This window comes from Ruminococcus sp. 8Y-12, assembly GCF_058119865.1.
In genome coordinates this window covers 4,861,070-4,877,791 of record NZ_CM176623.1, presented here as the reverse complement: position 1 = coordinate 4,877,791, position 16,722 = coordinate 4,861,070, and the positions used below count along the sequence as shown (strand labels likewise).

Sequence of the window (16,722 nt, the reverse complement as noted above, 5' to 3'; positions counted from 1 at the left end):
AAACCTGTATTGGAGAAGGAGGTATTATGAGCAGACTAAGTATTCTGACACAAAATCAGGCACAGACCACAGTGGAAGACCTGTACAAGGACCTGGAGCGAAGGATTTCAGCCAGCCCGCCAGGACTTTGTCCAGTGGATTTGTCCGTATCTTTCTTAAAAATGTGTCATGCACAGAGCTGTGGCAAGTGTGTTCCCTGCCGGATCGGCCTGGGACAGCTGGAAAACCTGATGGAGGACGTCCTGAATGGGGAGGGGTCCTTGGAGACCATTGACCTGATTGAGAAAACAGCCAGGAGCATATTTTACTCCGCAGACTGTGCCATTGGATATGAGGCGGCCAGAATGGTGTTAAAGGGAGTTCACGGGTTCAGGGACGACTTTGAGGAGCATGTACTCAGGGGGAGATGTACCTGTGAACTGAACCAGCCAGTGCCCTGTGTAGCCCAGTGCCCTGCCGGAGTGGATATACCGGGATACGTAGCTTTGGTGGCGGAGGGCCGATACGCGGATGCGGTGCGCCTGATCCGCAAGGACAATCCCATGCCGGCTGTCTGCGGCCTGATCTGTGAGCATCCCTGTGAGGTGAGATGCCGCAGAAGTATGATGGATGACTCTGTAAATATCAGGGGGCTGAAGCGCTTTGCGGTAGACCATGCCGGGGAAGTTCCGGTACCCAAGCCTGCGAAAAAGACAGGAAAGAGGGTGGCAGTGATCGGCGGAGGACCAGGAGGCATCAGCGCGGCCTACTACCTGGCCCTCATGGGACACGAGGTGACGATCTATGAGCAGAGAAAAGAGCTGGGGGGTATGCTGCGCTACGGGATTCCCAATTACCGGCTGCCCAGGGAGGTTCTGGACAAGGAAATCTCCCAGCTTCTGAGCGTTGGGGTGGAGGTGAAGACAGGGATTACGGTTGGAGAGGACCCACGCATTATTGACCTAAAGAACCAGTACCATGCTGTTTACATAGCCATTGGCGCCCATATAGACAAAAAAATCGGAATAGAGGGCGAGGAGGCAGAAGGCGTGATCTCCGCGGTTGAGATGCTCAGGCAGATCGGAGACGGCATTATGCCTGACTTTACCGGAAAGGATATAGTGGTAATCGGAGGAGGTAATGTGGCTATGGATGTGGCGCGCTCCGCAATCCGTCTGGGCGCAAAAAGGCTGCGCATCGCCTACCGGAGGCGCCAGGAGGATATGACTGCAATGCCCGAGGAAGTGGCCGGAGCCATGGAGGAAGGGTGTGAGCTGCTGGATCTGCACTCTCCCCTGCGCATTGAAAAGGATGAGGAGGGAAAGGTTTCCGCTCTGTGGGTGAAGCCGCAGATCATAGGGCCTCTGGTTAAGGGAAGACCTGCTCCTGTGGACTCCTCTGAGCCGGATAAGCGATTAGAGTGCGATACCGTGATTGTGGCCATCGGCCAGGGCATTGAGTCCAAACCCTTTGCAGAGTATGGTATACCGGTGAAGCGCGGCGTCATTGATGCGCTGAGCTGGGGCGGTGTGAAGGATATCCCCGGCGTATTCGCTGGCGGAGACTGCGTAACCGGTCCGGCTACCGTGATCCGGGCCATTGCGGCAGGAAAGGTGGCTGCAGCTAACATTGACGAGTATCTGGGCTACAAGCATACGATCCGGGCGGAGGTGGAGATTCCCAAAGCCCGTCTGGCCAATAGAAAACACTGTGCCAGAATCAATATGAAAGAGCGGTACGCCTTTGACAGGGCAAAAGATTTTGAACAGATAGAGTGTGGTCTGACGCCGGAGGAGGCGAGCCAGGAGGCGAACCGCTGCCTGCGCTGCGACCACTTTGGATTTGGAGTATTTAAAGGAGGCAGAGTGGACAAATGGTAAAATTGACAATCGATTCCATACCGGTGGAAGTGGAAAATGGCACTACGATTTTAGCAGCAGCGGCATCTGTCGGAATTCAGATCCCAACCCTCTGCTATTTAAAAGATATCAATGAGATCGGCGCATGCCGAGTGTGCGTGGTGGAGGTGGAGGGAAATGCGAAGCTTCAGCCAGCGTGCAACAATACTGTGACTGAGGGCATGACAGTCTACACCAACAGCCCGAAGGTGAGGGAGACACGCAGAGTAAATGTGGAGCTGATCCTCTCCCAGCATGACTGCCACTGCGCAACTTGTGTGAGAAGCGGCAACTGTAAGCTTCAGACCATTGCCAATGATCTGGGAATCCTGGAGCTGCCCTTTGAAAAGGAGCTGCCCAGGACAAAATGGCCGAAAGATTTTCCGCTGGTCAGGGATTACAAAAAATGTATCAAATGTATGCGCTGCGTGCAGATCTGTGATAAGGTTCAGTCCCTAAAAATATGGGATGTGGCCAATACCGGTTCCAGGACAACCGTGGACGTATCCATGAACCGCAAGATTACGGATGCAGACTGCGTACTCTGCGGTCAGTGCATCACCCACTGCCCTGTGGGGGCACTCAGGGAGAGGGACGATACCGAGAAGGTGATGGCAGCCCTGGCTGATCCTGACAAAATTACGATAGTTCAGGTAGCACCGGCTGTACGCGCAGCCTGGGGAGAACCCTTTGGCGTTTCAAGGGAGTTTGCCACCGTGGAGCGGCTTGTATCTGCCCTGCGGAAGATGGGATTTGACTATATCTTTGACACAAACTTCAGCGCGGATTTGACCATTATGGAGGAGGGGAGCGAGTTTTTGAAAAAGCTTCAGAACAAGGAACATGAGACCTTCCCCATGTTCACCTCCTGCTGTCCGGGGTGGGTACGGTTTTTAAAATCCCAGTATCCGGATATGACGGACCAGCTCTCAACAGCCAAATCTCCCCAGCAGATGTTTGGTGCTATGGCTAAGACCTACTATGCCGATCTGATGGGGGTGGATAGCTCACGCATCTATAGTGTGTCCATCATGCCCTGTCTTGCAAAGAAGCAGGAGTGTGCACTCCCCACCATGAATGACGGCGGAACGGGACAGGACGTGGATGTGGTTCTGACCACCAGGGAGGTGGACCGACTCATACGTGCGGAGCACATTGACGTTAAGAGCTTGGAGGAGGAAGCCTTTGACCAGCCTCTGGGAGTGGGTACGGGAGCAGGAGTGATTTTTGGAGCTACAGGAGGCGTGATGGAGGCAGCGCTTCGCAGCGCCTACTATCTGGTGACAGGGGAGAATCCCGACCCCGACGCGTTCAAGGCAGTCCGGGGAATGGAGGGCTGGAAAGAAGCGGAGTTTGACCTGGCCGGCACACCCCTTAAGGTGGCGGTGGCCAGTGGGCTTGGCAACACCCGGAAGCTGATCAGGGCGCTGCGCAAGGGAAAGGTACAGTATGATTTTGTGGAGATCATGGCTTGTCCGGGCGGATGCTCAGGAGGCGGAGGCCAGCCCATTCACGACGGCCTGGAGATGGCAGGGGTGCGTGCGGACAATCTCTATGGGCTGGACCGGGTGAACGACCTGCGTTTCTCCCATGAGAATCCATCTGTGCAGGAGTGCTATAAGACATATCTGCAGAGACCCTTGGGACACCGGGCCCATGAACTGCTGCACACAGACCACCATGGATGGAAGATGCCTGGGGAGGAATAGTAAAATAAGGATTAGGCTCTCTTTTGGGCGGTTGAGTGACGTCACAGTGACTTGCTGCCCAAAGAGAGCTTTATTTTATGGAAATGGGATAGAAATTGCTTGACGAAATAGCCATCTTCTTACACAATACATTTAGAGACGGGTTTAACAGATTATGCCATGAACAGATAAGGAGACAAGAAGGGATGAGAAATAAGACAAACTGTGAATGCTGTTCCAACTATTCCTATGATGCAGAGTATGATTACTATGTCTGCATGATGAATCTGGATGAGGATGAGATGCGGCGGTTTATAGCAGGAGCATTTGATAACTGCTCGTATTTCCAGTTAGATGATGAGTACCGGATTGTGCGTAAACAGATGTGAGGAGGGGTTCTATGGATAAAAAGAATATTTCGGGACAGTGGATGGACTGGGCGGTGGAGTTACAAGCGATAGCCCAGAATGGACTGACTTACGGCAGGGACGTGTATGATTTGGAACGGTATGAGCGGGTTCGTGAAATTGCGGCCGAGATTATGAGTGTCTACACGGACATTCCCCTTGAGAAGGTAAAGGGGGTGTTCTGCCAGGAGAAGGGATACCAGACTCCGAAGCTGGATACCAGGGCAGCTGTTTTTAAGGAAGGGAAGATCCTGCTGGTGAAGGAAAAGGCAGGGGTGTGGTCTCTGCCCGGAGGGTGGGTCGACGTAAATGAATCCATTAAGAACAACACAGTAAAAGAGGTGAAGGAGGAGGCTGGCCTGGATGTGGAGGCGGTGCGTCTGATTGCGATACAGGACCGCAATCTGCACAACAAGCCCTTGTATGCGTGGAGCGTCTGCAAAGTATTTATGCTCTGCAGAGTGCTTGGAGGAAGCTTTCAGGAGAACTCAGAGACTGTAGAGAGCGGCTATTTTTCCAGGGAGGAGCTGCCTCCCCTGGCGGAGGAGAAAACGACTGCCCAACAGGTGTACATGTGCTTTGAAGCCTGCGGGGATGAAAACTGGAAGCCGCTGATTGACTGAAAGGATGCCTGGACAAAAGAGCTGCAGAACTTTCAGAAGTGCAGTCAAAGGTAAAGGTAACTGGAAAGGTAAGGAACAGTTCTGGAATTTTAAGATTTAGTGTGGTAGAATAACCTTCATATGGGTCAGAAAACTGGCCCGTGGAAAGGCTGATATTATATGGGACATTTAACGACGAAGGATGCATATAAAAATCTGGAGCAGAGAATCAACTGGTTTACTCAGGGTGCTCCTGCCTCAGAGACACTGTACAAAATCCTGCAGGTTCTCTACACAGAGAAAGAGGCCAAGTGGGTGGCTCTGCTGCCGGTCCGCCCGTTTACCCTGAAAAAGGCGGCGCGGGTGTGGGGAACCACGGAGGCCAAGGCGGAAAAGCTGCTGGACCATCTCTGTGAAAAAGCACTTTTGGTGGATTCCTGTTACCACGGAGAACGGCAGTTTGTGATGCCGCCTCCCATGGCGGGTTTTATTGAGTTTGCACTTATGAGGACCAGGGGAGATATAGACCAGCAATATTTGAGTGAGCTTTACTACCAGTATATGAATGTGGAAGAGGATTTCGTGAAGGATCTGTTTTTTGCCACAGAGACCAGGCTGGGAAGGGTATATGTGCAGGAACCGGTGCTCACCAATGACAAAACAAACCATATCCTGGACTATGAGCGGGCAACCCACATTGTGGAGGAAGCGCAGTACATTGGACTGGGCACCTGTTACTGTAGGCACAAGATGTACCACGCAGGACATCCTTGTGAGATAGATGCACCCTGGGATGTCTGCCTCACCTTTGACAATGTGGCGCGCTCTCTGGCAGAGCACGGGGAATATGCCCGGCTGATATCCAGGGAGGAGGCAAAGGATGTGCTGGAGCGCTCCTACGCCAGCAACCTGGTGCAGATCGGCGAGAATGTGCGGGAGCATCCCGCTTTTATCTGTAACTGCTGCGGATGCTGCTGTGAGGCGCTGCAGGCAGCCAGAAAGTTCAGCCCTATGCAGCCGGTGGCTACCACCAACTATATACCCAGGATATCTTCTGAGAAATGCATAGGCTGTGGGAAGTGCGCAAAGGTTTGTCCCATCCTGGCAGTGGATATGGAGAGTAGCCAGAAAGATGGGGCAGATCAAACTGTGGATAAAAGGCAGAAGAAGAGGGCAGTGGTAAATACAGAGATTTGCCTGGGATGCGGTGTCTGTGCCAGAAATTGTCCTGCGGATGCCATTGAACTGAAGCGCCGTCCGGTACAGGTGATCACTCCGGTAAACAGCACACACCGCTTTGTGCTGCAGGCCATCGAAAAGGGTACACTGCAGAATCTGATATTTGACAACCAGGCTTTTGCCAACCACAGGGCTATGGCAGCCGTTTTTGGAACGATTTTAGAACTTCCGCCAATTAAGCAGGCACTTGCCAGCCAGCAGTTTAAGTCCGTATACCTGGACAAGCTGCTTTCCAGCCGGGTCAGCCAAATACCCCGCCGCAAGCGGAAATAAAACCAAATAAAATAAGGATTGTGCATAAAAACTTAAGGATTTGCAGGGAGAATAACAGGAAGCACTACTTGAAAAAGCAAAAGCTACCTGTTAGAATGTAAATATGACGATCAGTTGGGGAATATACCCCGTTGGTATACCAGAATTTGCGGAGGCATACTCGAATACAGGAGACAGGGGATTTTTGATGAATAAGATAGCAGTAGTCACGGACAGTAACAGCGGAATCACACAGAGTCAGGCGCAGGAGATGGGGATCTATGTGGTGCCTATGCCTTTTTATATTAATGGAGAGATGTATCTGGAGGGCATCAATCTTACACAGGAGGAATTCTACCGGAAGCTGGACGAGGATGCGCAGATCAATACCTCACAGCCCGCTCCCATGGATGTAATGGAATTGTGGGACAAGCTGCTGAAGGAATATGATGAGATTGTACACATACCCATGTCCAGCGGACTGAGTGCCAGCTGTGCCACAGCGTTGGGATTGTCACTGGATTACAAGGGAAAGGTGCAGGTGGTAAATAACCAGCGGATTTCCGTTACCCAGAGGCAGTCTGTGCTGGATGCCATTCGCCTGGCGGAAACGGGCAGGAGCGCGGTTCAGATCAAAGAGATTCTGGAGCGGGAGAAGATGGAATCCAGTATTTACCTCATGGTGGAAACCTTGAAATATTTAAAACGGGGCGGCAGAATCACCCCCGCAGCGGCAGCCATCGGAACGGTGTTGAATTTAAAACCGGTTTTGCAGATTCAGGGTGAGAAACTGGATGCTTATGCAAAGGTGCGTGGAAAACTCAAGGCAAAAAGTGTTATGATGGATGCTATGAGGAAGGATATGGATACCCGGTTTAAGGACGACTTCAGAGAGGGGCGGATGGCGCTCCTGGCTGCATATGCAGGAAACCCTGAGGAGGCAAAGGAGTGGGCTGAGGAGATCCGAAGAGAATATCCTGGAACAGACCTCTACATGGATTCCCTCTCCTTAAGTGTTGCCTGTCATGTGGGGCCCGGAGTTCTGGCGATTGCCTGCGCCAGGAAGGCAGAGTAGGATATCTGTTTTTTTTGTGAGGGAAAGAAGGCGAGGGTATGAGATGGTTAAAGGGTGTGTGGGTTTTTGTATTCCTGTGTTGGTTCGGGCTTTTGAGTTTGAGCAGTGGACTGTGTGCACAGGCGGCACATTACGAGAGTGAGGTTCCCGGAAAGCCTGTGGAACAGGTTCTCAAGGATGTACGCAAGGCGCCGTCCATGCGCGGGAAATGGGTTAAGCATGGAAAATACTATGGATTTCGCAAGCCAAGCGGCAGCTTGGCAGCAAATGAATTTCTGAAGATAAAAGGTGAGATCTATCGGTTTGACGACAGAGGATACCGTGTTACCGGATGGTATGCTTACCAGGAACACAAGTATTATTTTGACAAAAAAGGACGGATGGTGACTGGCTGGCTAAAACAGGCCAAGGACTTTCGGGGACGCCGTTTCTTCAAAAAGAATGGAATGATGGCTTCCGGAGAGTGGATCAGGAGCAGAGGGAAGTATTATTACTTCAAAATCAGCGGAAAGCTGGCAAAAGGCTGGCTTACACTGGAAGGAAAGAAGTACTACCTGGGAAACAGCGGGGCCAGGGTGACCGGCGAGCAGTTTATAAAGGGAAGATGGTATTATTTTGACCGCAAAGGAGTGTACCATCCGGAGAAAAAGCCGGACAACCAGGTGAATCCCAACAAGCCCATGCTGGCTTTGACCTTTGATGACGGACCCAGCCCTTTCACGGAACGGCTTTTGCGCTGCCTGAAGCAGAACAATGCCAGAGCCACCTTTTTTGTGGTTGGCAGCAGTGTCGGAAACTATCCTGAGTCAGTGAAAAAAGCTTACCGGATGGGATGTGAGATTGGGAACCATACCTGGAGCCATCCGCAACTGACATCTATGGATTCAGCGGGGGTTTTATCTCAGATAAACAGCACAGACCAGGCAGTAAAGAAAGTTACAGGTCATAAGACGACTCTGCTTCGTCCTCCTTATGGGGCGTACAATTCCACTGTGACTTCCAATGCGGGTGTTCCTGTCATTTTATGGAGTGTGGATACCCTGGACTGGAAGACCAGAGATGTACAGAGTACGATCAATTCCGTCATGGGATCTGCACAGGATGGGGCGATCATCCTGATGCATGACCTGCATTTGCCCACAGTGATCGCAGCCGAAACGATAATTCCCAGATTAAAGAAAAAGGGATATCAGTTGGTCACGGTCAGCGAGATGGCAAAGTATAAAAAGCAGCGTCTGCACAGCGGCAGCGTGTACAGATCCATTCAGTGATCGAAATATAACAGTGCAGTGCATGCGCCTTCTGCATAAATAAACGAAAATACCAAAAAGGTTCCATGGGAATGTGGATACATTCTCACGGAACCTTTTTCAATACGAAAGGGCAGCCGTCAGAAGACATTTCGAACGGGTCTTAAATGCACTGACCCTTTAAAAATACTTTCTGGATCTCTAAGTCCGAATCCAAGAGTATTAGGTTCGCCGTTTTGCCCGGTGTGATACTTCCGTAGTTTTCATAGATGCCCACTGCCTTTGCAGAGTTGACGGCTGCGCTTTTGATTGCACTCTCAAGAGGGATTCCCATCTTTTTTACCGCAGTGCGCACACAGCCCATCAGGTTTGCGGCAGATCCTGCGATGGTTCCGTCAGCCAGAGTTGCCAGCTGGCCCACCACCTTCACGGCCTGACCACCCAGAGAGTAGTCGCCGTCTGTGAGGCCTGTGGCCATCATACTATCACTGATCAGAATTACGCGGTCATCCCCGAACATTTTAAAAGTCGTCCGCACAACACTTGGATGGATGTGGATACCATCTGCGATCAGCTCCACACGGACATGACCGCTGTCGCAGGCAGCCCCAATGACGCCCGGAGCCCTGTGGGAAAAGGCAGGCATGGCGTTGTAGAGGTGGGTGGCCTGGCGTGCGCCCCGGTCATACGCCTCCATGGCGATATCGTAGTCAGCTGTAGTGTGGGCAATGGAGATCCCCACTTCCTTGCTCAGGGCATCGATAAATTCCATGGAGCCTTCTTCCTCAGGAGCGATGTCGACCAGCTTGACCAGCCCCTGTGCCTCCTGCTGAAGGCGCTTAAACATGTCAATATCCGGCTTGTGGATATATTTACCGTTCTGGGCTCCCTTTTTGGCAAGGGAGATAAAAGGTCCCTCCATGTTGATGCCGCACAAAATTGCCCCTGTCTCGCTTTTGTATGAGGCGGCAGCGCGGCAGATTCCCGCCAGGGTCTCCTCGTCTAAGGTCATGGTTGCGGGAACCATGGTGGTCACACCGTTTTTCAGTTGGTATTCCCCGATTGCCCGGAAGGCCTCGTGGGTACCGTCACAGAAATCATATCCCACGCAGCCGTGGAAATGTACATCCGTAAGTCCGGGCACCGCATAGAGTCCTTCTGCATCCACTACTTCCCCGCCTGCAGCGGTATTGCTTGTAAAACAATCCTCCTCTATGTAAATATCCCGTTTGACGAAAACTCCGTTTTCCTCAAATACTTTCGCGTTTTTAATAATCATGGCTTAACCCTCTTTCAATCACTGTTTACTCAGCCAGCCTGGAGAGTGCGGGTTCATCGGCAACGATTATCACATCGCTGTGCAGCTGGAGCACAGATGCAGGTACCGCCGGGGTAATGGGGCCTTCCACTACCTTTTGAAGGATATCAGCCTTGTCGGCACCGCTGACAACCACCAGGACCTTCTTGGCACTCATGATATTTCCGATTCCCATAGTGTATGCCTGGCGGGGAACATCCTCCTCAGAGGCGAAGAAACGCTTGTTGGCCTCAATAGTGCTGGCAGTCAGATCCACACAGTGTGTCTCTTTTGGGAAAATATCAGAGGGCTCATTGAATCCAATGTGGCCATTATGTCCCAGACCTAAGAGCTGCAGATCAATGCCGCCCACATTTTTGATAATCTGATTGTAAGCTGCGCACGCTTTGGCAGCATCCGGTTCCAGGCCATTGGGGACAAAGGTATGCTCCTTGCGGATATTGATGTGGTCAAAAAGATTGTGGTTCATAAAATACCGGTAACTCTGGTCATTGTCTCCAGAAAGGCCTTTATACTCATCCAGATTGACGCTGGTTACCTGGGAAAAATCCAGATCCCCCTGCTCATACCATTCGATCAGCTGTTTGTAAGTGCCGATGGGGGTGGAGCCTGTGGCAAGTCCCAGCACGCAATCAGGTTTCATGATTACCTGTGCGGAAATGATATTTGCCGCTTTGCGGCTCAAGTTACTGTAGTCTTTTGCTCTGTAAATCTGCATTCTTTTTCTTCTCCTTTTCATTCAATGATTGCATCTGCAAAAAATTGCGGCAGATGAAAATTGGGTTCCTCATTTTCTATCGCCGTATAGCTGCCAAAATGCGTCAGCCCCTCACTCTCCTTGATCTTGTAAAAGTTGCAGGTCAGGCGGTCACCAGAAACAAAATCACTGTGCCCGTACACAAACTCAATCAGAGAGAACGGCACTGTCAGTTCCATGGTCCAAAAACCATCGTGTACAGTGCCTTTACATCTACAGGCTTTATGGAGGTCAGGAGGAAAGACATTTCGGACCCATCGGCCATTTCCATATTTGGCATGTAGTGCACCGTTGGCATTGGCTTCAAAGTTTAAGTAGGTCTCCGGCATTTCGTCCGGATAAAATTGAAAGAATGCTTCCATGGCGCTGTCAAAATAGACCGGGTCATTGGGCTGGGTATAAACACGCACCGGTTCCTGTTCCATACAGGTCATTTTTAGATAAAATCCGGTGTGGGGGATAAAACCCAGAGCTCCAAAAGTCTCAGGACGGTAATCTCCTCCCCAGTTGTATTTGTCCACCTGAAATAAGGGGCAGAGCTTAATTTCAGAACAGTCCTCTATGACTTTTATAGGATATTCCATATGTTTCCCTCCTATTACATTTTGATAGCTTAAGTGTACTCTATTTAAGGTAAAAATGCAAAGGTTCTCTGACTTCTTGCACAGATAATTCAAAAAAAGAGTATAAAAAGACAAAGCTTACTTTTGCCCAGACAGCGCTGCCTCCACGAAACCTCTAAAGAGCGGGTGGGGACGGTTCGGACGGGATTTAAGCTCCGGATGTCCCTGGGTGCCCATAAAGAATGGATGCTCCTTCAGCTCAATCATTTCCACTATCCGCCCATCCGGGGAGAGGCCAGAGAGAGTTAGGCCGTTTTCAGTCAAGAGGCGCCGGTAGTCATTGTTTACCTCATAGCGGTGTCTGTGGCGTTCATGGATGGTTTCCGCTTTATAGAGAGCGTACGCTTTTGTGTCTTTGGCGAGAACACAGGGATAGGAACCAAGGCGCAGGGTCCCCCCGATATCCTCCACGCCGTTCTGATCCGGCATCAGGGCGATGACGGGATGCGGGGTGTTGGGGTTCAGCTCAATGCTGTGGGCATCCCGGCAACCGGCCACATTTCTGGCAAATTCAACGATAGACAGCTGCATTCCCAGACAGAGACCCAGGAAGGGAACTCTGTGGGTGCGGGCATACTCTATGGCTGCAATTTTACCCTCCACACCTCGGTCTCCGAACCCGCCGGGAACCAAAATACCGTCCATCTTTCCCAATACCTCATCTGCGTTATCACGGTTCAGTAACTCGGAATCCACCCACTTGATATTAACGGTAGCGCGGCTGGCTATTCCCCCATGCTTTAAAGCCTCCACCACGCTGATATAGGCGTCATGCAGCTGGATGTATTTACCCACCAGAGCAATGTGGACTTCCCGTTTGGGATGGCGCAGGGCCTCCACCATGGCCTTCCAGTCTTCCAGATCGGGGGCGGGGCAATGTAGTTCCAGACATTCACAGGACACCTGGGCCAGATTCTCTTTTTCCATTGCAAGAGGGGCCTCATACAGATATTCCACATCCAGATTTTGAAGCACGTGGCTGCTGGGGACATTACAGAACAGGGCGATCTTGTCCTTGATACCCTGATCCAGAGGGAGCTCCGAGCGGCATACAATGATATCCGGGCGAATTCCCATACTCTGCAGCTCTTTTACGCTGGCCTGGGTGGGCTTGGTCTTCATCTCCCCGGATGCGCGCAGATAGGGGATAAGGGTTACATGGATTAATATGGCGTTTTCCCTGCCCACATCGTGCTGGAACTGACGTATGGCCTCCAGAAAGGGCTGGCTTTCAATATCCCCCACCGTGCCTCCCACCTCAATGATTGCGATCCTCATATCCTGAGCGGAGTAGTTGCGGTAAAACCGACTTTTGATTTCGTTTGTTATATGAGGAATTACCTGCACCGTTCCGCCGCCGAAGTCACCCCGGCGCTCTTTTTGCAGTACGGACCAGTAGATTTTGCCTGTGGTCACATTGGAATTTCTGTCCAGGCTTTCATCAATAAAGCGTTCATAGTGTCCCAGATCCAGATCCGTTTCCGCGCCGTCGTCTGTGACAAACACCTCGCCGTGCTGTATGGGATTCATGGTACCGGGATCAATGTTGATGTATGGATCGAATTTCTGCATGGTCACTCTGTAACCGCGGGCTTTCAAAAGCCGGCCCAAAGATGCGGCGGTGATGCCCTTCCCGAGACCTGATACGACTCCTCCTGTTACAAATACGTATTTAACTGGCATAATATTTTCCTCCTATGCTTACTGTTCACAATCGTGAATGGATTATGCACCTGAATGCGAGATTTTTCAGGTGTGTTTCAATGATTACAGTCAATGGTTAAGGGGCTGAAAAAGTGTAAAAGGCTACCCCGGGAAGAATCTTCCCTGGATAGCCTTTTATCCGGTATTGCTATTCAATTAATTTAAAATGCTTCAGTGATAGATGGGTTTATGCTCGTAGGCGGGCTCTGTGGTCATCTGAATTCCCAGACGCTTAAACTGTTTGATATCCACAGCGGAAAGCATCACAGAAGTGTGTGCCTGGCAGCCCTGGAGCTTGGGCAGCTGCCGCATTGCCAGATCAGCAGCCGGGTCGGTGGCCGCGCTGATGGAGAGCGCGATCAGCACCTCATCGGTGTGCAGCCTGGGATTTCTGCTTCCCAGATACAAGGTCTTGAGACGCTGTATGGGTTCAATGGCAGCGGGAGAGATCACGTGCAGTTCATCATCCAGACAAGCCAGCGTCTTTAAGGCATTGAGCAGCAGCGCTGCGGAAGGCCCAAGCAGGTCAGAAGTCTTTCCGGTGATAATCCTGCCGTCCGGCAGTTCCAGAGCAGCAGCGGGGCCGCCTGTAAGCTGGGCACGCTTCAGGGCCGCTGGAACCACGCGCCGGTCATTGACCGCCACCTTGGCCTGTTTCATAATCAGCTCAATCTTAAAGGCCTCCTCCTCCGTCTTTGTGCCCTCGGCGAGATCATTCAGCGCCTGATAGTAGCGGCGAACAATCTCCTGGCGGGAAGCCTCTTTGCAGATTTCATCGTCAATGATGCAGTTTCCGGCCATATTGACCCCCATGTCCGTGGGGGACTTGTAGGGGCTTTCCCCGAAAATGCGCTCAAAGATAGCACTGAGTACAGGAAAAATCTCTACATCCCGATTGTAATTGACTGCGGTTTTGCCGTAGGCTTCCAGATGAAACGGGTCGATCATGTTTACATCATTCAGGTCTGCCGTAGCTGCCTCGTAGGCCAGATTTACCGGATGCTTCAGTGGGATGTTCCAGACAGGGAAGGTCTCAAACTTCGCGTAACCCGCCGGGATTCCCCGTTTATGCTCATGGTAGAGCTGGGAGAGGCAGGTAGCCATCTTTCCGCTGCCGGGGCCAGGAGCTGTGACAACCACCAGGGGCCGCTTTGTTTCAATGTATTCATTTTTGCCGTATCCGTTGTCGCTTACGATCAGTGGGATGTTGGAGGGATAACCCTCGATGGCATAGTGCGTGTAGACTCTGCAGCCCAGCTTCTCAAGCCTGGATTTAAAGAGATCTGCGCTGCTCTGGCCTGTGTACTGGGTGATGACCACACTTCCCACATACAGGCCCTTCTCCTCAAAGGAGTCGATCAGCCGCAGCACATCGGTATCGTAGGTGATGCCCAGATCACCGCGCACTTTGTTTTTCTCAATGTCACCGGCGCTGATGACGATGACAATCTCAGCCTGGTCCGACAGCTGCATGAGCATTCTAAGCTTGCTGTCAGGGGCAAAGCCGGGGAGCACTCTGGAAGCGTGGTAGTCATCAAAGAGCTTGCCGCCAAACTCCAGATACAGCTTATTGCCGAACTGATTGATGCGTTCCCGGATATGCTGGGACTGCATATTCAGGTATTTTTCATTGTCAAATCCGATTTTCATTCGTGTATCATCCTCCGGAATATGTTTTTCAAATGGGCCAAATAATTTGACGCCACAGACAGTATACTACATACAGGAACCTTTGCGCCAGCAGTTTTCGACGGTTTTTTAGAAAAGATTTAGATTTGTGGAGGAATTTTCACAAACTCCGTATTGATTTCTCACTAAACTATCCTTATAATGGATAGGAATGAATACTAGGAGGAATAGAATGGACAATAAACAGATGCCGGGAGGCGGCCCCCAGGGGGGACCAAACAACCCGAATAACAACGGCAAGACGCCGAGAAACGGCCAGAATATTGTGATTTTTCTGATCGTATCCCTGCTGGCGCTGGTGGTGATCAACCTCTTTAACAGTATGCTGAGGAATTCCACTGAGACGCAGATCACATATAATGAGTTCATAAGCATGGTAGACGAGGGCGCTGTGTCCAAGGTTACCGTGGAATCCAATAAGATTGTTATCGTGCCCAAGAACCAGCCCATCCCGGGGATTGAGGTGAGCTACTACACAGGGCGGATGGACGATGAGCAGCTGACCCAGAAGCTTTTGGATGCAGGGGTGGAGTGCGAGTATGAGATTCCGGATGTGACGGGAGCAGTTCTCTTCAATATTTTAGGCACCATCATCCCTCTGTTGCTGGTTTGGGGCGTTCTCTGGTTTTTTATGAGAAGGATGTCCAAGGGCGGCGGCGTAATGGGCGTGGGTAAGAATAAGGCAAAGGTGTTCGCTCAAAAGGAGACAGGCGTTACCTTTAAGGATGTGGCTGGCCAGGACGAGGCGAAAGAGTCCCTGCAGGAGGTGGTAGACTTTCTGGAAAATCCGGGCAAATACTCCAAGATCGGTGCAAAGCTTCCCAAAGGCGCCCTTTTAGTAGGACCTCCGGGAACCGGAAAGACACTTTTGGCTAAGGCTGTGGCAGGTGAGGCACATGCACCCTTTTACTCTCTCTCAGGTTCAGACTTTGTGGAGATGTTTGTGGGCGTGGGTGCTTCCAGAGTGAGGGAACTTTTCGAGGAAGCCAAGAAAAATGCCCCCTGCATTATCTTTATTGATGAGATTGATGCGATCGGAAAGAGCCGTGACAGCCGGTATGGAGGCGGCAACGATGAGCGGGAGCAGACATTGAACCAGCTGCTGGCGGAGATGGACGGATTTGACACCTCCTCAGGACTGCTCATATTGGCAGCCACCAACCGTCCTGAGGTGCTGGACCCCGCATTGCTTCGGCCGGGCAGGTTCGACCGTAGAGTCATTGTAGATAAGCCGGACCTGAAGGGACGTGTGGATATCCTTAAAGTACATTCCAAGAACGTCAAGCTGGATGAGACGGTAGATCTGGACGCCATTGCCCTGGCAACATCAGGCGCGGTGGGATCTGATTTGGCAAATATGATCAATGAGGCTGCAATCCTGGCCGTGAAAAAGGGTAGAAATGTGGTATCACAGGAGGATCTGTTTGAATCTGTGGAGGTGGTGCTGGTAGGTAAGGAGAAAAAGAACAAGATTCTGAGCAAGGAAGAGCGCAGAATCGTTTCCTATCATGAAGTGGGGCATGCACTGGTAAGCGCGCTTCAGAAGGACTCTGAACCTGTGCAGAAGATCACCATTGTGCCGCGTACCATGGGTGCTTTAGGGTATGTGATGAATGTGCCGGAGGAGGAGAAATACCTCAATACAGAGGCAGAGATACGAGCGCGCCTGGTAGAATATGTGGCCGGACGTGCGGCGGAGGAGTTGGTTTTCAACTCTGTCACCACGGGGGCGTCCAATGATATTGAGCAGGCCACAAAGCTTGCCAGGGCAATGATTACCCAGTTCGGAATGTCCAAGAAGTTTGGCCTCATGGGGCTTGAAGTAGCGGCCAACCAGTATCTTGACAACCGCACCATACTCAACTGCAGTGATGTGACCGCAGCGGAGGTGGACGCAGAGGTAAAGGATGTGCTGAGGGAATCCTATGAGGAGGCAAAACGGCTGCTCAGCGAGCACCGCAAAGCATTGGATGAAATCGCTGCGTTCCTGATTGAAAAAGAGACGATAACAGGCAAAGAATTTATGGAGATCTTCCGCAAAGTGGAAGAACCACAGGCACGGCTGGAGACATCACCAGAGGAAACGGCAGGAGATTCCTCACGGGCGGAAACACAATCGGAGGTACAGGATGCACCTCTTAAGACAGGAAGAGAACCGGAACCTGAAGTGTCGTTTTCAGAAACATAGAGTTTGAACAAGCGCCGTCTGCAGCTGAGATCAAGGCTGCCAGGCGGCGCTTG

The 16,722-nt window shown here is 51.4% G+C and carries 13 protein-coding genes; 8 read left to right on the top strand and 5 right to left on the bottom strand.

Annotation, left to right across the window (positions count from 1 at the left end; all coding sequences use genetic code 11):
- The first annotated feature begins 26 nt into the window (after window positions 1-26).
- From AC0THY_RS19850 to AC0THY_RS19820, 7 genes are all read left to right on the top strand, one after another.
- On the top strand, window positions 27-1,859 hold the full coding sequence (locus AC0THY_RS19850) for an NAD(P)-binding protein (protein ID WP_489992316.1): 1,833 nt from the start codon (window positions 27-29) through the stop codon (window positions 1,857-1,859).
- Window positions 1,853-3,586: an NADH-dependent [FeFe] hydrogenase, group A6 gene (locus AC0THY_RS19845; protein WP_489992315.1), complete on the top strand. Its 1,734-nt coding sequence runs from the start codon at window positions 1,853-1,855 to the stop codon at window positions 3,584-3,586. The genes AC0THY_RS19850 and AC0THY_RS19845 overlap by 7 nt, the downstream gene beginning before the upstream one ends.
- Window positions 3,587-3,771: 185 nt before the next feature.
- Window positions 3,772-3,954: a DUF6472 family protein gene (locus tag AC0THY_RS19840; protein WP_489992314.1), complete on the top strand. Its 183-nt coding sequence runs from the start codon at window positions 3,772-3,774 to the stop codon at window positions 3,952-3,954.
- An 11-nt stretch (window positions 3,955-3,965) separates the two neighbouring features.
- Window positions 3,966-4,595 carry an NUDIX hydrolase N-terminal domain-containing protein gene (locus AC0THY_RS19835; RefSeq protein WP_489992313.1) on the top strand — a complete coding sequence of 210 codons (630 nt, stop codon included), beginning with the start codon at window positions 3,966-3,968 and terminating at the stop codon, window positions 4,593-4,595.
- A 159-nt stretch (window positions 4,596-4,754) separates the two neighbouring features.
- Window positions 4,755-6,086: a 4Fe-4S binding protein gene (locus tag AC0THY_RS19830; RefSeq protein WP_489992312.1), complete on the top strand. Its 1,332-nt coding sequence runs from the start codon at window positions 4,755-4,757 to the stop codon at window positions 6,084-6,086.
- A gap of 187 nt (window positions 6,087-6,273) precedes the next feature.
- Window positions 6,274-7,140, top strand: coding sequence for a DegV family protein (locus AC0THY_RS19825; RefSeq protein WP_489992311.1), 867 nt, complete (start codon window positions 6,274-6,276; stop codon window positions 7,138-7,140).
- 38 nt (window positions 7,141-7,178) lie between these two features.
- A complete protein-coding gene (locus AC0THY_RS19820) occupies window positions 7,179-8,411 on the top strand; it encodes a polysaccharide deacetylase family protein (protein ID WP_489992310.1) in 1,233 nt (410 codons plus the stop codon).
- 142 nt (window positions 8,412-8,553) lie between these two features.
- On the opposite strand, the gene nagA is transcribed toward AC0THY_RS19820, so the two are convergent.
- The 5 genes from nagA to AC0THY_RS19795 form a co-directional block, all read right to left on the bottom strand.
- The gene (gene nagA / locus AC0THY_RS19815; protein WP_489992309.1) at window positions 8,554-9,669 is read right to left on the bottom strand and encodes an N-acetylglucosamine-6-phosphate deacetylase; all 1,116 of its coding nucleotides are present in this window, start codon (window positions 9,667-9,669) and stop codon (window positions 8,554-8,556) included.
- Window positions 9,670-9,694: 25 nt separating this feature from the next.
- Window positions 9,695-10,426, bottom strand: coding sequence for a glucosamine-6-phosphate deaminase (gene nagB / locus AC0THY_RS19810; protein WP_489992308.1), 732 nt, complete (start codon window positions 10,424-10,426; stop codon window positions 9,695-9,697).
- A gap of 17 nt (window positions 10,427-10,443) precedes the next feature.
- Complete coding sequence (locus AC0THY_RS19805; RefSeq protein WP_489992307.1) at window positions 10,444-11,049, bottom strand: carbohydrate-binding family 9-like protein; 606 nt, start codon at window positions 11,047-11,049, stop codon at window positions 10,444-10,446.
- A 117-nt stretch (window positions 11,050-11,166) separates the two neighbouring features.
- Window positions 11,167-12,771, bottom strand: a complete 1,605-nt coding sequence (gene pyrG / locus AC0THY_RS19800; RefSeq protein WP_489992306.1) for a CTP synthase — start codon at window positions 12,769-12,771, stop codon at window positions 11,167-11,169.
- 192 nt (window positions 12,772-12,963) lie between these two features.
- The gene (locus tag AC0THY_RS19795) at window positions 12,964-14,442 is read right to left on the bottom strand and encodes a DUF1846 domain-containing protein (RefSeq protein ID WP_489992305.1); all 1,479 of its coding nucleotides are present in this window, start codon (window positions 14,440-14,442) and stop codon (window positions 12,964-12,966) included.
- Between the two features lie 211 nt (window positions 14,443-14,653).
- Here AC0THY_RS19795 and ftsH point away from each other — a divergent pair, with 211 nt between their 5' ends.
- A complete protein-coding gene (gene ftsH / locus AC0THY_RS19790) occupies window positions 14,654-16,669 on the top strand; it encodes an ATP-dependent zinc metalloprotease FtsH (RefSeq protein ID WP_489992304.1) in 2,016 nt (671 codons plus the stop codon).
- The last annotated feature ends 53 nt before the right edge of the window (window positions 16,670-16,722 follow it).